This window comes from Kutzneria viridogrisea DSM 43870, from assembly GCF_000525635.1.
GTDB lineage: Bacteria > Actinomycetota > Actinomycetes > Mycobacteriales > Pseudonocardiaceae > Kutzneria > Kutzneria viridogrisea.
Genome location: NZ_CP007155.1, coordinates 3,132,918 through 3,146,281, shown reverse-complemented (window position 1 = coordinate 3,146,281; position 13,364 = coordinate 3,132,918). Strand labels below are relative to the sequence as shown.

At 70.9% G+C, this 13,364-nt stretch carries 11 protein-coding genes; 7 read left to right on the top strand and 4 right to left on the bottom strand.

The window, feature by feature from the left end; genetic code table 11:
* Positions 1 to 15 precede the first annotated feature (15 nt).
* Complete coding sequence (locus KALB_RS14130; protein ID WP_025356366.1) at positions 16 to 672, top strand: thiaminase II/PqqC family protein; 657 nt, start codon at positions 16 to 18, stop codon at positions 670 to 672.
* 54 nt (positions 673 to 726) lie between these two features.
* Here KALB_RS14130 and KALB_RS49835 read toward each other — a convergent pair whose 3' ends face one another.
* On the bottom strand, positions 727 to 2,847 hold the full coding sequence (locus tag KALB_RS49835) for a diguanylate cyclase (protein WP_025356365.1): 2,121 nt from the start codon (positions 2,845 to 2,847) through the stop codon (positions 727 to 729).
* Between the two features lie 376 nt (positions 2,848 to 3,223).
* Between KALB_RS49835 and araD the strand changes: the two genes are divergently transcribed.
* Together araD and KALB_RS14115 are read left to right on the top strand one after the other, a co-directional pair.
* Positions 3,224 to 4,933 (top strand): L-arabinonate dehydratase, encoded by a 1,710-nt coding sequence (araD, locus tag KALB_RS14120; RefSeq protein WP_025356364.1) that lies wholly within the window; start codon positions 3,224 to 3,226, stop codon positions 4,931 to 4,933.
* Positions 4,934 to 4,979: 46 nt separating this feature from the next.
* Positions 4,980 to 5,972: a LacI family DNA-binding transcriptional regulator gene (locus KALB_RS14115; protein ID WP_025356363.1), complete on the top strand. Its 993-nt coding sequence runs from the start codon at positions 4,980 to 4,982 to the stop codon at positions 5,970 to 5,972.
* A 1-nt stretch (position 5,973) separates the two neighbouring features.
* On the opposite strand, the gene KALB_RS14110 is transcribed toward KALB_RS14115, so the two are convergent.
* Positions 5,974 to 6,789, bottom strand: coding sequence for a S1 family peptidase (locus KALB_RS14110; RefSeq protein WP_025356362.1), 816 nt, complete (start codon positions 6,787 to 6,789; stop codon positions 5,974 to 5,976).
* A gap of 171 nt (positions 6,790 to 6,960) precedes the next feature.
* Between KALB_RS14110 and KALB_RS14105 the strand changes: the two genes are divergently transcribed.
* The 4 genes from KALB_RS14105 to KALB_RS14090 all read left to right on the top strand — a co-directional run bounded on the left by KALB_RS14105 (position 6,961) and on the right by KALB_RS14090 (position 11,498).
* Positions 6,961 to 7,632: a DUF969 domain-containing protein gene (locus tag KALB_RS14105; RefSeq protein WP_025356361.1), complete on the top strand. Its 672-nt coding sequence runs from the start codon at positions 6,961 to 6,963 to the stop codon at positions 7,630 to 7,632.
* Positions 7,629 to 8,594 carry a DUF979 domain-containing protein gene (locus KALB_RS14100; RefSeq protein WP_025356360.1) on the top strand — a complete coding sequence of 322 codons (966 nt, stop codon included), beginning with the start codon at positions 7,629 to 7,631 and terminating at the stop codon, positions 8,592 to 8,594. Before KALB_RS14105 ends, KALB_RS14100 begins: the two co-directional genes overlap by 4 nt.
* A complete protein-coding gene (gene pcp / locus KALB_RS14095) occupies positions 8,594 to 9,235 on the top strand; it encodes a pyroglutamyl-peptidase I (protein WP_025356359.1) in 642 nt (213 codons plus the stop codon). The genes KALB_RS14100 and pcp overlap by 1 nt, the downstream gene beginning before the upstream one ends.
* A gap of 250 nt (positions 9,236 to 9,485) precedes the next feature.
* Entirely contained in the window at positions 9,486 to 11,498 is a 2,013-nt protein-coding gene (locus KALB_RS14090) for an NPCBM/NEW2 domain-containing protein (protein ID WP_030111677.1), read from the top strand.
* Here KALB_RS14090 and KALB_RS14085 read toward each other — a convergent pair.
* Entirely contained in the window at positions 11,459 to 12,694 is a 1,236-nt protein-coding gene (locus KALB_RS14085) for an MFS transporter (protein ID WP_025356357.1), read from the bottom strand. The two genes, KALB_RS14090 and KALB_RS14085, sit on opposite strands and share 40 nt — an antisense overlap.
* 106 nt (positions 12,695 to 12,800) lie before the next feature.
* Complete coding sequence (locus tag KALB_RS14080) at positions 12,801 to 13,271, bottom strand: hypothetical protein (protein WP_025356356.1); 471 nt, start codon at positions 13,269 to 13,271, stop codon at positions 12,801 to 12,803.
* Between the last annotated feature and the right edge of the window lie 93 nt (positions 13,272 to 13,364).

The window sequence follows — 13,364 nt, the reverse complement described above, 5'->3', positions numbered from 1 at the left end:
GGGAGCATCGCAGCAATGACCGCTTCGGCACGCGAACTGCTGGCAGCCGCCAGGCAGGACCTCGCCCCCGGCGAGCACGAGAACCGCCTTGTCCCGCTGATCGCCCAGGGCACCGCCCCGCGCGCCGCGATCGCCGCGCTGGCCGCCGAGCAGCACCGCATCATCGTCAGCGACTGGCGCAGTTTCCTGGTGCTGGCCTCCCGCTCGCAGGACCCGGCGGCGGGCAGCTTCTTCAGCGACCTGGCCGCGGGCGAGGTGCTGGCGCTGGACAACCTCAAGAAGTTCGCCGCCGCGGCGGGCCTGGACGAGCAGGCGCTCAGGGACTACCGGCCGCGCGCGGGCTGCCAGGCCTACCCGTCCTACCTGGCCTGGCTGGCGCTCAACGGCGAGCCCAGCGACGTGGTGCTGGCCGTGGTCGCCAACTTCTCCGCCTGGGGCTCCTACTGCGGCACGGTCGCCGCCGCCCTGCGCGAGCACTACGGCTTCGACGACGAGGGCTGTGGCTTCTTCGACTTCTTCGCGACGCCCGCGCCCGGCGGGGACGAGGCGGCACTGGCCGTGGTGCAGGCCGGGCTGGACGCCGGTCGCGGCACCGACCAGGCTCGCGAGTACGGCCGCCTGTTGCAGTCCTACGAGCTGATGTTCTGGAACACCCTGGCCGAGATCTCCTGAAGCCGCGTGTCATGAAAGTGCCGTTCCTGGCACCTGACGCCAGGAACGGCACTTTCATGACATGTTCGGGGGCAGCACCAGGTTGCCGCTGCTGGTGGTCTCGCGGCGGCGCAGTTCGCCGACCTTGCCCTCGCGCAGCAGGTCCAGGAACAGGTCCACCACGTCCGGGTCGAACTGGGTGCCCCGGCCCAGTCGCAGCTGCTCGGCGGCCGCGGCCACGCTCAGCGCCGGCTGGTAGGGGCGGTCCACCAGCATGGCCGCCCAGGAGTCGCAGACGGCCAGGATCCTGGCCTCGACCCGGATCCCGTTGCCCACCAACCGGGACGGGTAGCCGTTGCCGTCGTAGCGCTCGTGGTGCTGGCGGATGATGTCGGCCACCACGCCGAAGCCGGGCACCATCCTGGCCAGCCGGTAGCCGTACTCGGGGTGCTGGCGCACCAGCCGCCACTCGTCCTCGTTCAGCGCGGTGGGCTTGGTCAGCACCGCCTCCGGGATGACGATCTTGCCGATGTCGTGCAGCCGCCCGGCCAGCTCGGCGTTGCGGGCGGTGGCCTCGTCCTGGCCCAGTGCGGTGGCCAGGGTCATCGTCCACCGGCTGATGCACAGGCTGTGGTCGTGCGCGCCCAGCTGGGCGTCCACCTCGTCGGCCACGTGGCTGAGGTAGTCGATCATGGCGGTGTGGTCGGTGGTGGTGCTCGTGTCGGGCACCGCCGCCTCGCCGACCACGACCTGGTCCCGGCCGCGGGCCTTGGCCACGTACAGCGCGCGGTCGGCGGTGGCCACCAGCTCGTTGGGACTGTCCCCGTGCAGCGGGAAACAGGCGGCGCCCACCGAGACGGTGACGGCGATCCAGGTGTCCTCGGAGACGGCCACGGGGCTGCTGGCCACCCGCTGGCGCAGCCGCTCGGCGATGGAGTGCAGCTCGCTCAGGCTCGCCTCGGGCACCAGCAGGGCGAACTCCTCGCCGCCGTAGCGGGAGAGCACGTCCCCGCCGCGGGAGGCCCCGCGCAACCGGGCCGAGATCTCGATCAGCGCCTGGTCCCCCGCCGGGTGCCCGTAGTGGTCGTTGATGGACTTGAAGTGGTCCACGTCGATGATGAACACCGCCAGCGAGCCTCCGGAGCGCCGGGCGCGGGCCACCTCGATGGGCAGCTGGGCCTCGAAGAAGCGCCGGGTGTGCAGGCCGGTCAGCGCGTCGGTGATGGCCAGCCGCCGCTGGTCGGAGACCAGCCCCGCCAGCCGGGCGATGGTCAGCCCGAACAGCACGGCACAGGCCAGCGCGATCACCGAGATGTCGGTGAAGTCCCCCGCGGAGTTGCGCACGAACAGGGTGACCGGGGCGATCAGCGCCGCGGCGCACAGCGCGGTGATGCGGGCCGGGCCGATGGCGGTCTCGCGCACCGGGGACGGGTCGGTCAGCCGGGCCATCGTGGGGTGCAGGGCCGCGGCGCCCAGGGCCAGGTTGCCCGCCAGCCAGATGGCGTCCAGGAAGTTGCCCGCCTGGTAGACCCCGTCCAACTGCTGCGAGACGTACAGGGTGTCGGCGGCGACGAAGGCGAGCAGGTTGAAGGTCAGCAGGAAGAACGAGGCGGGACGACGGCCGCCGCCCAGGATCAGCCGCAGCGCGATGGTCAGCATCAGCAGGTCCATCACCGGGTACGCCAGCGAGGTGATCTTGACGACCATCGGCGCGTCCAGCCGGGCGTTGGGCGCGATCAGGTAGAGCCAGGACAGCATGGCCGCGCCCACGCCGATGACCGCGGCGTCGAGCAGGCCGGGCAGGTCGCGGCCGGGGGTGCGGCGGCGGATGAACATCAGCAGGCCGGCCACCACGAGCGGGTAGTGCGACAGGTACAGCGGGTCGGCCACGCCCGGGTAATCCATCACCTGGAACGCGTAGTGCGCGAGGTAGAAGCTGGTGTCCGCGATGGCGTAGACCACCTGGCTCAGGCCGAGCATCAGCCAGGGCAGCCGGGGGCGCGGCCGGTACCGGTACAGCCCGTAGAGCACCGCGACCGCGGCCGAGACGCTGTCCAGGCAGTACAGCGTGATCCGGACGGCCAGCCCGGTGCCCTCGGCGGGCACCAGGTAGTACGCGACCAGGATGAGGGCGCCGACTGTCAGGTAGCCGATCCACACCCGGCTGAACTCGGTGCGCGGACCCGTCGCGTCCATCGGTGGCCCCTCATCCGGAATTGGTTGGCGAATCAATTATCCGCCTGGCCGAAACCACCAGGCATGATGCCCCAAAACACCCGGTTGCGGAACCGTTACCCGGTCCTTCGGCCATAACGGTCCCCAGCTTAGGGGATCTTCGCGCACTGGTCTGCGTGACCGTGCCGGAGTGGCTCGAAGAGGCACCGGGCCTGTGGCTCACGGGCAAGTTCTGTGAATACCCCGATGGGGGTGAAGGGCCGGTGTGGGCTGGCGAAGCCGCCGCGCAAGCCAACCCACACCGGGGTCTGGGAGGGGGCCTGTCCGGCACCCCTTGCTGAAAACACAGTAAACGTTTTCACTGGAGCTGTCCAGACCACTGAGAGGAGCCGCCCTCATGAGGCCCGAGGACCTGCGCAGCCACCGCTGGTACGGCACCGACGGACTGCGTTCCTTCAGCCACCGCACCAGGACCAGGCAGCTGGGCATCGGCGCGCAGGAGCACCTGGGCAAGCCGGTGATCGCGGTGGTCAACACCTGGAGCGAGCTCAACCCGTGCCACAGCCACCTGCGCGAGCGGGCCGAGGCGGTCAAGCGCGGGGTGTGGCAGGCCGGGGGCTACCCGGTGGAGCTGCCGGTGGGCTCGATGGGCGGGGAGACCTTCCAGAAGCCCACGGCCATGCTGTACCGCAACCTGCTGGCGATGGAGACCGAGGAGCTGCTGCGCTCCTACCCGGTGGACGGGGCCGTGCTGCTGGGCGGTTGCGACAAGACCACCCCCGCCCTGCTGATGGGCGCGGCCAGCGCGGACCTGCCCGCGATCTTCGTACCGGCCGGGCCGATGCTGCGCGGGCACTGGCGCGGGGAGGTGCTGGGCAGCGGCAGCGACATGTGGCGGTACTGGGACGACCGGCGCGCGGGCCTGGTGGACGACCGGCAGTGGGGCGAACTGGAGGAGGGGCTGGCCCGCTCCCCCGGCCACTGCATGACCATGGGCACGGCCTCCACCATGACCTCGGTGGCCGAGGTGCTGGGACTGACCCTGCCCGGTGCCGCCTCGATCCCCGCGGCGGACTCCGCGCATCCCAGGATGGCCGCGGCCAGCGGGATCCGCGTGGTGGACATGGTCCGCGAGGACCTGCGCCCGGCCAAGCTGCTCGACGAGCGGGCCTACGCCGACGCCGTGACGGCGGTGCTGGCGCTGGGCGGCTCCACCAACGCGGTGATCCACCTGGTTGCGATGGCCAACCGCAGCGGGATCACGTTGTCGGCGGCCGACTTCGACCGGGCCGTGCCGGTGCTGGCCGACCTGCGGCCCAGCGGGCGGTTCCTGATGGAGGACTTCTACTACGCGGGCGGGCTGCGCGCGCTGCTGGCCCGGCTGGGCGGGCTGCTGCACCTGGAACGGCCCACCGCGGCCGGGATCAGCCTCGGCGAGGCCCTGGCCGGTGCCGAGGTCTTCGACGAGGAGGTGATCCGCCCGCTGGACCGGCCGTTGGCCACCGGGGGCGGACTGGCCGTGCTGCGCGGCAACCTCGCGCCGGACGGGGCGGTGCTCAAGACCATCGCCGCCAGCCCGGAACTGTTGCGGCACACCGGGCCCGCGGTGGTGTTCGACGGTTACTCGGACCTGCAACGGCGCATCGACGAGGACACCCTGCCCGTCACCGAGGACTCGGTACTGGTGCTGCGCGGCGCGGGCCCGCTCGGCGGTCCCGGCATGCCGGAGCACGGCATGTTGCCGATCCCGCAACGCTTGCTGCGCAAGGGGATCCGGGACATGGTGCGGATCTCCGACGCGCGCATGAGCGGCACCAGCTACGGCACCTGCGTGCTGCACGTCGCGCCGGAGTCGCACGTGGGCGGGCCGCTCGCCCTGGTGCGCGACGGGGATCTGATCACAGTGGACACCGACCGGCGGCTGCTGCACCTGCACGTGGCCGATGCGGAGCTGGCCGCGCGCCGTTGCGAGTGGACACCGCCCGCGCCGCGGTACACCCGTGGCTACGGCAGCCTGTTCGCCGGGCACGTGTTGCAGGCGGATCGGGGCTGCGACTTCGACTTCCTCGCCGAGCACGGGCCGACCCCCGAACCGGACGCGAGTTGAGACAAGATCGGCGTAAGGTTCGCATTGTCCGGAAGGAGTGGTGTCGGTGGCGGTGACCATCCGCGATGTGGCGCGGCAGGCCGAGGTGTCGGTGGCCACCGTCTCGCGCGCGCTGACCTCCCCCGAGCTCGTGCGCGCCAGCACCAGGGAGCGGGTGCTGGCGGTGGCGGCGGACCTGGGCTACCAGCCCAACCTGGCCGCGCGCGGGCTGATCACCGGGCGGACCGGCAACCTCGGCATCGTGGTGCCCGACCTGAACAACCCGTTCTTCACCGGGGTGCTCAAGGGCGTGCAGTCCCAGGCGCGGCAGTCCTCCTACGCGGTGTTCGTGGCCGACAGCGACGAGGACCCGGCCGCCGAGCGGGACCTGGTGCTGGCGATGGCCAAGCAGGTGGACGGCGTGATCCTGTGCTCGCCGGGCCTCGACGAACAGGTGGTGCGCGAGCTCGCGCGGGCCACCAGCCTGGTGCTGATCAACCGGCGCGTGCGCGGCATTCCCGCCGCGCTGATGTCCAGCGGCTCGGGCATGCGGCAGGTGATCGACCACCTCGTCGCGCTGGGGCACGGCCGGATCGCCTACCTGAACGGGCCGCGCACCTCCTGGTCGAACCGGGAACGCAGGCGGGGCCTGAAGGCCGCGGTGCAGCGGCACGGGGTGGACCTGGTCGACCTGGGGCCGTTCCCGCCGCGCTACGAGGGCGGGTTGCAGGCCGCGGACCTGGCGCTGGCCGAGGGCGTCACGGCCATCGTAGCGTACAACGACATCATGGCGCTGGGCGTGCTGGCCCGGCTGCGCGACCGGGGCGTGTCGGTGCCCGGACAGGTCAGCCTGACCGGGTTCGACGACCTGATGTTCGCCGCGCTGTGCCAGCCCGCGCTGACCACGGTGGCCATGCCGGTGGAGCCGACCGGGCGGCTGGGCGTGGACCTGTTGCTGAGCAGACTGGGCCGCGACGGCGGTGCGATCAGGCAGGAGGAACTGGACACACAATTGATCGTCCGGGCCACGACCGCACCGCCGTCGGATTCACGGAATTGAGCTACGGCTTGGGCAGCACACAACCGGGAAGGCTCAGGTCCACCTTGCTGCCGGTCATGCACGCGGCCAACAGATAAGTCTGCTGACCGTAGTTGATGCCCTGCCGAACGGTGACGTTGCCGTTCTCGTCCACCTCGCACGGGTTGTTCTCCGTGCAGCGCTCCCCGTTCTCGTTACCGGTGTTGTTGATCCCGATCAGCTTGCCGGTGGCCGCGTCCACGATCGGCGAGCCGGAGGTGCCGCCGATGGTGTTGCACGAGCGGGTGTAGCGGATCGAGTCCTTGGAGGTCCAGTCCGCCTCCTTGAGCCGGTACACGAACCCGTCGATGTCGCAGGAGTAGATCCGCTTCCAGTAGCCGGAGACCACCTTGATCGCGGTGCCCGCGGTGGGATGGGTTGGGGAGATCTCCAGCGCCCTGATGCCGTACTGCTGCTGGATCTGCCCGTAGGTGGTGGACAGCTGGTAGAGCGACACGTCGGTGTCGGTCATGGTCGCGTACAGCAGCTTGGTGGCGCGCAGGGTGGCCAGCCGCCCGCCGCTGCCGGAGAGCAGGGTGAAGGTGCGCGAGGAGCTCCGGTTGGTGATCACCTCGCCGGCGGCCGGGAAGCCGCCCTCGTAGCAGTGCCCGTTGGACAGCACCAGGGCCGGGTCGCTCGGGTTGGCCGAGGCCAGTCTGACCAGCGAGCCGGAACAGTTGTTCAGCGCTACGGTGCCGGAGAAGTCGACCGCGGCGGGCGCGGCCTGGGCGACCGGGGCGGCCAGCATGGTCAGCCCGAGCACCGCGCCCAGGAGGGTGCCGATGACGCGTGGGGACATAGCAGGGGTCCTTCCGTCTGTACGGCCAGTGGTAACACGGTGTAGCGGGACGGTAGCCCTGGGCGCCACCCGCCGAAAGTCGGTGCATAACAATTCGCAACCTGTCCCCTTGTTGGATTGTTCAACAAGGCTTAGCCTTCCGAGCACCCCACCCGAGAGAGGAGCACGCTGATGCTCGTCCTGCTCGGTGTCGCACTGGTGGTCGTCGGGTTCGCGCTGCGACTCAACCCGCTACTGGTGGTCACCGCGTCCGGCATCGTCACCGCAGTGCTCGGCGGCGTCACCCCGAGCCAGATCCTGGACGCCTTCGGCAACGGGTTCGCGGGCAGCCGCTCGGTGACCATCTACGTGGTCACCCTGCCCGCGATCGGCCTGCTGGACCGGTTCGGCCTCCAGCAGCAGGCGACCCGGTTGATCGGCAAGCTGCGCGTGCTGACCACCGGCCGCCTGCTCGCGACCTACCTGCTGATCCGGCAGGGCACCGCCGCGCTGGGCCTGACCGGGATCTGCGGGCCCGCGCAGACCCTGCGCCCGCTGATCGCGCCGATGGCCCTGGGCGCCGCGACGCGCAGGCACGGTGAGCTCAGCGACCCGGCCATCGAGCGGGTCAAGGCGTACTCGGCCAGCGCCGACACCGTGGGCCTGTTCTTCGGTGAGGACATCTTCCTCGCGGTCGGCTCGATCCTGCTGATCACCGGCTTCGTGGACACCACCTACCACCTCAAGTTGGACGCGCTGCAGATCGCGCTGTGGGCCATCCCGACCGCCGTGTGCGCGCTGGTGATCCACTCCGCGCGGCTGCTGTGGCTGGACCGCCGACTCGCCAAGGAGCTGGCCCGATGATCGACGCCGAGTGGCTGTACTGGCTGTGCGGGCTGTTCTTCCTGGCCAACGCGGTGCTCTGCGGGCGGGAGAGGCGCTACGGGGCGGTGGCTTTCTGGGCCCTGCTGGGACTGTCCTTCTGCTACAGCACCTTCGTGGTGGCCAAGACCGCGGCGGCATGGCCGCTGGGCCTGGCCGTGCTCGTGATCGCCGGGCTGGCCGGGTTCGGCGCGGTGCGCAAGGCGGAGCTTCCCGTACCCACCGAGGCCGAGCAGGAAAGCTCAGCAGCCAAGCTGGGCAACAGGTTGTTCGTGCCCGCGCTGATGATCCCGTTGGTGGCACTGGTGTTCGCCACGATGCTGGCCTCGATCACCGTGGGCGGCAAGCCCTTGCTGGCCGCGGGCACCGCCACGCTGACCGGGCTCGGCGCCGGAGCGCTGATCGCCGTCGCCGTCGGCCTGGTGTTGGTGCGGCCCGCGCAGCCGGTGGGCCTGGGCGCGCCGCTGCGCGAGGGCAGCCGCCTGTTGCAGTCCATCGGCTGGGTCGTGCTGCTGCCGCAGATGCTGGCGGTGCTGGGCCTGCTGTTCGACAAGTCCGGTGTGGGCAAGCAGGTCGGCACCGTGCTGTCGGGGCTGCTGCCGGGCGGCTCGCTGCTGGCCGCGGTGGTCGTCTACTGCGTGGGCATGGCCCTGTTCACCGTGGTCATGGGCAACGCCTTCGCCGCCTTCCCGGTGATGACCGCCGCGGTGGGCTGGCCGGTGCTGATCCAGCAGTTCCACGGCAATCCCGCACTGGTGTTCGCGGTCGGCATGCTCGCCGGGTTCTGCGGCACCCTGTGCACCCCGATGGCCGCCAACTTCAACATCGTGCCCGCCGTGCTGCTGGAGATGAAGGACCGCTACGGGCCGATCAAGGCCCAGCTGCCGACCGCGATCCCTTTGCTGGCCTGCAACATCGCGATCATGTACTGGCTGGGGTTCTGATGCGCACCGTGCTGCTGACCGGGTTCGAGCCCTTCGGCGGGGAGCGGGTCAACCCGTCCTGGCAGGCCGTGTCCCTGCTCGGCGAGCGCCAACCACTGTCCGGTGTGGACATCCGCGTCGCGGTGCTGCCCTGCGCCTTCGACACTTCGCTCGACGCCCTGCGCGCGGCCGTCACCGAGCACTCCCCCGAGCTCGTGATCTGCACCGGCCAGGCGGGTGGCCGTCACGCCGTCACACCGGAACGGGTCGCCGTCAACCTCGACGACGCCCGCATCCCCGACAACGCGGGCAGCCAACCCGTGGACGTGCCGGTGGTCGAGGGCGGGCCCGCCGCCTACTTCACCAGCCTGCCCGTCAAGGCCTCCGTCGCCGCCATGCGTGCCGCCGGGGTGCCCGCCGCCGTCTCGTACACCGCCGGCACCTTCGTCTGCAACCACGTGTTCTACGGGCTGATGCACCTGCTCGCCACGGAGTTGCCCGGTGTGCGCGGCGGCTTCGTGCACGTGCCCTACACCCCGGAGCAGCTCGCCGACGCGCCGAGCATGTCCGTCGCCACCATCGCCGAGGGCCTCGCCGCCCTCGTGCGGACCTGCCTGGACACGGTCGAGGATCTGTCGGTTCCCGCCGGGACCCTGCACTGACCCACCCCGTTGTGCCGTGAAGGTGGCTTTCACTGCGCCCAGCGCAGTGAAAGCCACCTTCACGGCGTTGGTGCGGCGACTTTACCTTCGCGAATCAAACAAGACCAAACATCGGATATATCCGGCACAGAACTGATGTGACACCTACTTGTGGTGTATTGACACCACCTGGGAGTTCCCTGTGTGATGGGCACCACTGATCGAGTTCGTTCGTTTCTGATCGGTTGTGTGTCACGGACAAGGAGGTCCGATGTCTGTCCGCTCACGGTTGACGGCGATCGGTTTGCTGACGCTCCCCCTGCTGCTGGGCGCCACGGCACCGCTCGCCCACCCTGCCACCGTCGCGGCGCCAGCACTGGACAACGGTCTGGCCAAGACGCCCCAGATGGGGTTCAACAACTGGAACGCCACGCACTGCCGGGCCGAGTTCAACGAGTCCATGGTCAAGGGCATCGCCGACCTGTTCGTCAACAAGGGACTCAAGGCCGCCGGGTACCAGTACGTCAACCTGGACGACTGCTGGGCACTGCCGCAGCGCGACTCCGCGGGCAACCTGGTGCCCGATCCGGTGCGCTTCCCCAACGGCATCAAGGCGGTCGCCGACTACGTCCACAGCAAGGGCCTGAAGTTCGGGCTGTACTCCAGCGCGGGCAGCAAGACCTGTGACACCAACGGGTTCCCGGGCGGCCTGGGCCACGAGAAGGCCGATGCCAAGCTCTGGGCCTCCTGGGGCGTGGACTACCTGAAGTACGACAACTGCAACAACGAGGGCGTGGACGCCAAGCAGCGCTACACCGCGATGCACGACGCACTGGCCGCCACCGGCCGCCCGATCCTGTACAGCCTCTGCGAGTGGGGCGAGAACAAGCCCTGGACCTGGGCGAAGGACGTGGGCAACTCCTGGCGCACCACCGGGGACATCAGCGACAACTGGGGCAGCATGTTGTCGATCTTCAAGCAGAACGTGGGGCTGGCGCCCTACGCGGGCCCCGGCCACTGGAACGATCCCGACATGCTGGAGGTCGGCAACGGGGGCATGACCGACACCGAGTACCGCAGCCACTTCAGCCTCTGGTCGATCATGGCGGCCCCGCTGCTGATCGGTTCGGACATCCGCAAGGCCACGCCCGCCACCATGGAGATCCTGACCAACAAGGAGGTCATCGCCGTCGACCAGGACCGGCTCGGCGCGCAGGGCCAGGAGATCAGCAACGCCTCCGGTCTGCACGTGATCAGCAAGCCGCTGTCCGGCGGTGACCGCGCGGTGGCCCTGTTCAACGAGACGGCGGCACCGGCCACGATCAGCACCACGGCGGCGAAAGTCGGGCTGCCCCAGGCAGGCGGCTACACCGTGCGCGACCTGTGGACGCACACCACTCGCGAAACCGCGGGCACGATCGGCGCGGTGGTGCCGCCACACGGCACGGTGCTGCTGCGGGTGGGCAACGACCGGAACTGGCCGCAGTACCCGCCCGCCGTGCGCACCGGCATCGAGTTCCCGGTGGCCTACCCCGGCGCGCCGGTGCTCGCCGAGCCGGGAAAGGCCGCCAAGCTGAGCACGGTTGCCGTCAACGACGGGGCCGCCAACGCCACCAACGCCCGCGTGCAACTGACCGCTCCGCAGGGCTGGACCGTGCAGCCGCAGTCAGCCACCAGCACGCCGAAACTGGCTCCTGGCAAGGAACTGCGCACGCAGTGGGCCCTCACCCCGCCCGCGGGCACCAAGCCGGGCACCTACTCGCTGGCGGTCCGCACGAGCTACCAGCCGCAATCGTCCACTTCGGACTACCAGCTCGCGGTCGCCGTGGTGGCGCCGCAACCCGGCGGTACCAGCGGACTCGGTGACGACCAGTGGATCAGCGCGGACAACGGCTGGGGCCCGGTGGAGCGCAACACCAGCAACGGCGAGCAGGGTGCCGGGGACGGGCACCCGATGAAGATCGGCGGCGTGTCCTACGCCAAGGGCCTGGGCGTGCACGCCCCCAGCACCGTCGAGTACTACCTCGGCGGGCGGTGCACCTCGGTGCGCAGCACGGTCGGCCTTGACGACGAGGCCAACGGCAACGGCTCGGTCAGCTTCGAGGTGTGGGCCGACGGCCGCAAGGTCGCCGACAGCGGGGTGCTGCGGGCGGGCAGCGGGGGCAAGGCGCTGACCGCCGACCTCACCGGGGCCAGCCTGCTGCGACTGGTGGTCACCGACGGCGGGGACGGCAACACCTACGATCACGCCGACTGGGCGGGCGCCGAGCTCACCTGCTCCTGACCCCGCACCACCAGGCCGCGCACCTCGCGGCTGCACAGCGCCAGTCCCGTCGCCGCGAGCACCAGGGCCGCCGCCCCCAGCAGGGTCGGTGCCACGCCCGCGCTCGCGGCGACGGGCCCTGCCGCGACCTCCCCCAGCGGCAGGGCCACGCAGGACCCGAGCGCGTCGTAGGAGTAGACCCGGGCCAGCCGGTCGGGCGGCACGTTCTCCTGGAGGGACACGTCCCAGGCCACCGTGAACACCTCGGCCGCCACACCCATCAGACCCATGCAGACCGCCAGCACCACCACCCCCGGCTGCACGGCCAGCGCCACCAGCGGCACGGCGTTGACAAAGGTCAGCAGCACCCCCACCAGCAGGGCGCGACGCGGCTGCCACCGCGTGGCCAGCAGGCCGCCGAGCAGGGCGCCCACGGTGAACCCGGCCATCACCACACCCCAGCCGGACCGGCCGAAGCTGTGGTCGGCCACCACCGGGCCGAGCACGCTGATCCCGCCCGAACTGGCGGCGTTGACCACCATGAACTGCAGCACCACCACCCACACCCAGGTGCGCGCGGTGAACTCGGTCCAGCCCTCGCGCAGGTCGGCCAGCGCGCTGCTCGCCTCGCGGGCCGGTGCCGCGATCCTGATCGTGGCGAAGCAGCCGGCCGCCAACAGGAACAGCACCGCGTCCACCGCGATGCCCCAGGCCGGGCCGACGGCCGCGACCAGCAGGCCGCCCAGCGAGGCGCCGAGGATCATCGCGGTGTTGTTCGCGATCCGGTTCAGCGCGTTGGCCGGGCGCAGCAACTCCTTCGGCACCGTCTGCGGCACCAGCGCCGCCGAGCCCGGCATGGCCACGGCGGCCAGCGCCCCGTTGCAGGCGCTCAGCACGATCAGCAGCGGGATGGACGCGTGCCCGGTCAGCACCGACAGGGCCACCAGCGCCTGGGACAGCGCCGCGCCGAAGTTGGTGCCCTGCAACAGGACCCCGCGCGGCAACCGGTCCGCGAGCACCCCGCCCAGCAGGAGCAGCGCCACGTTGGCCAGCGACCGCGTGCCCACCACCACGCCCAGGTCCGCCACCGAGCCGGTGAGGTCCAGCACCGCGAAGGACAGCGCGATCGGCGCCACCCCGTTGCCCAGGTAGTTGACCGCCCGCCCCGCCACCAGCCACCGGTAGTCCCGGTGCCGCAGCGCCCCCACAGTGCTCATCCCCGCAAGCTAGCCGACCCCGGGCCGGACCCACACCGGATTTGTCCCACCCGGCCCCGTGGCGTGAAGGTGGCGTTCGCTGCGCTGGGCGCAGCGAACGCCACCTTCACGGCGCACGTGACCCAGGCCGCCGCACCGTGTCCCCGCGTGTCGGCCCGGTGCAGGCCCGCGAGCCCGGGTGCCCGGACACGGCGGCGGCCCAGGCCAGCGTGCCCGCCAACGCCTTGACCGCCTCGCTGTCGAACACGACCTCGACCTGTAGGTCGTTGGGCAGCAGCAGGTACAGCTCCATCGGTGGGCGGCCGGTGCAGTCGTGCTCCCACCAGCGGTGCGGGTTCACGCCGAGCAGGCGCTCGGGGTGTACCGGGTGCTGGCAGGGCACGCCGATGCTGTCGGCCTCGCGCAGCGCGGCGATCAACGCGCCGACAGCGCGGGGCTCCAGCGAGACGGTGAACTCGGGCAGGCCCGCCAAGCCGAGCGTGACCCAGCCGTCCCGGGGACCGGGGACCACCGTGGTGGTCGCGCCGGTGCCCGAGCCGGTCGTGCAGGGCACGCCGCGCGGAGTGAGTTGGTGCATCGGAAACCCTTGCCGCCGTTGAGGTGTGGATACGGCGCGGTGGGTTCCTGAACCCTCTGGAGGACTCCGTCCATCGAGGCACCCGCGTGAGCT

Coding starts and splice junctions, on each gene's coding strand:
- KALB_RS14130 (WP_025356366.1), top strand. CDS start 16: ATGACCGCTTCGGCACGCGAACTGCTGGCAGCCGCCAGGCAGGACCTC.
- KALB_RS49835 (WP_025356365.1), bottom strand. CDS start 2,847: ATGGACGCGACGGGTCCGCGCACCGAGTTCAGCCGGGTGTGGATCGGC.
- araD (WP_025356364.1), top strand. CDS start 3,224: ATGAGGCCCGAGGACCTGCGCAGCCACCGCTGGTACGGCACCGACGGA.
- KALB_RS14110 (WP_025356362.1), bottom strand. CDS start 6,789: ATGTCCCCACGCGTCATCGGCACCCTCCTGGGCGCGGTGCTCGGGCTG.
- KALB_RS14105 (WP_025356361.1), top strand. CDS start 6,961: ATGCTCGTCCTGCTCGGTGTCGCACTGGTGGTCGTCGGGTTCGCGCTG.
- KALB_RS14100 (WP_025356360.1), top strand. CDS start 7,629: ATGATCGACGCCGAGTGGCTGTACTGGCTGTGCGGGCTGTTCTTCCTG.
- pcp (WP_025356359.1), top strand. CDS start 8,594: ATGCGCACCGTGCTGCTGACCGGGTTCGAGCCCTTCGGCGGGGAGCGG.
- KALB_RS14090 (WP_030111677.1), top strand. CDS start 9,486: ATGTCTGTCCGCTCACGGTTGACGGCGATCGGTTTGCTGACGCTCCCC.
- KALB_RS14085 (WP_025356357.1), bottom strand. CDS start 12,694: ATGAGCACTGTGGGGGCGCTGCGGCACCGGGACTACCGGTGGCTGGTG.
- KALB_RS14080 (WP_025356356.1), bottom strand. CDS start 13,271: ATGCACCAACTCACTCCGCGCGGCGTGCCCTGCACGACCGGCTCGGGC.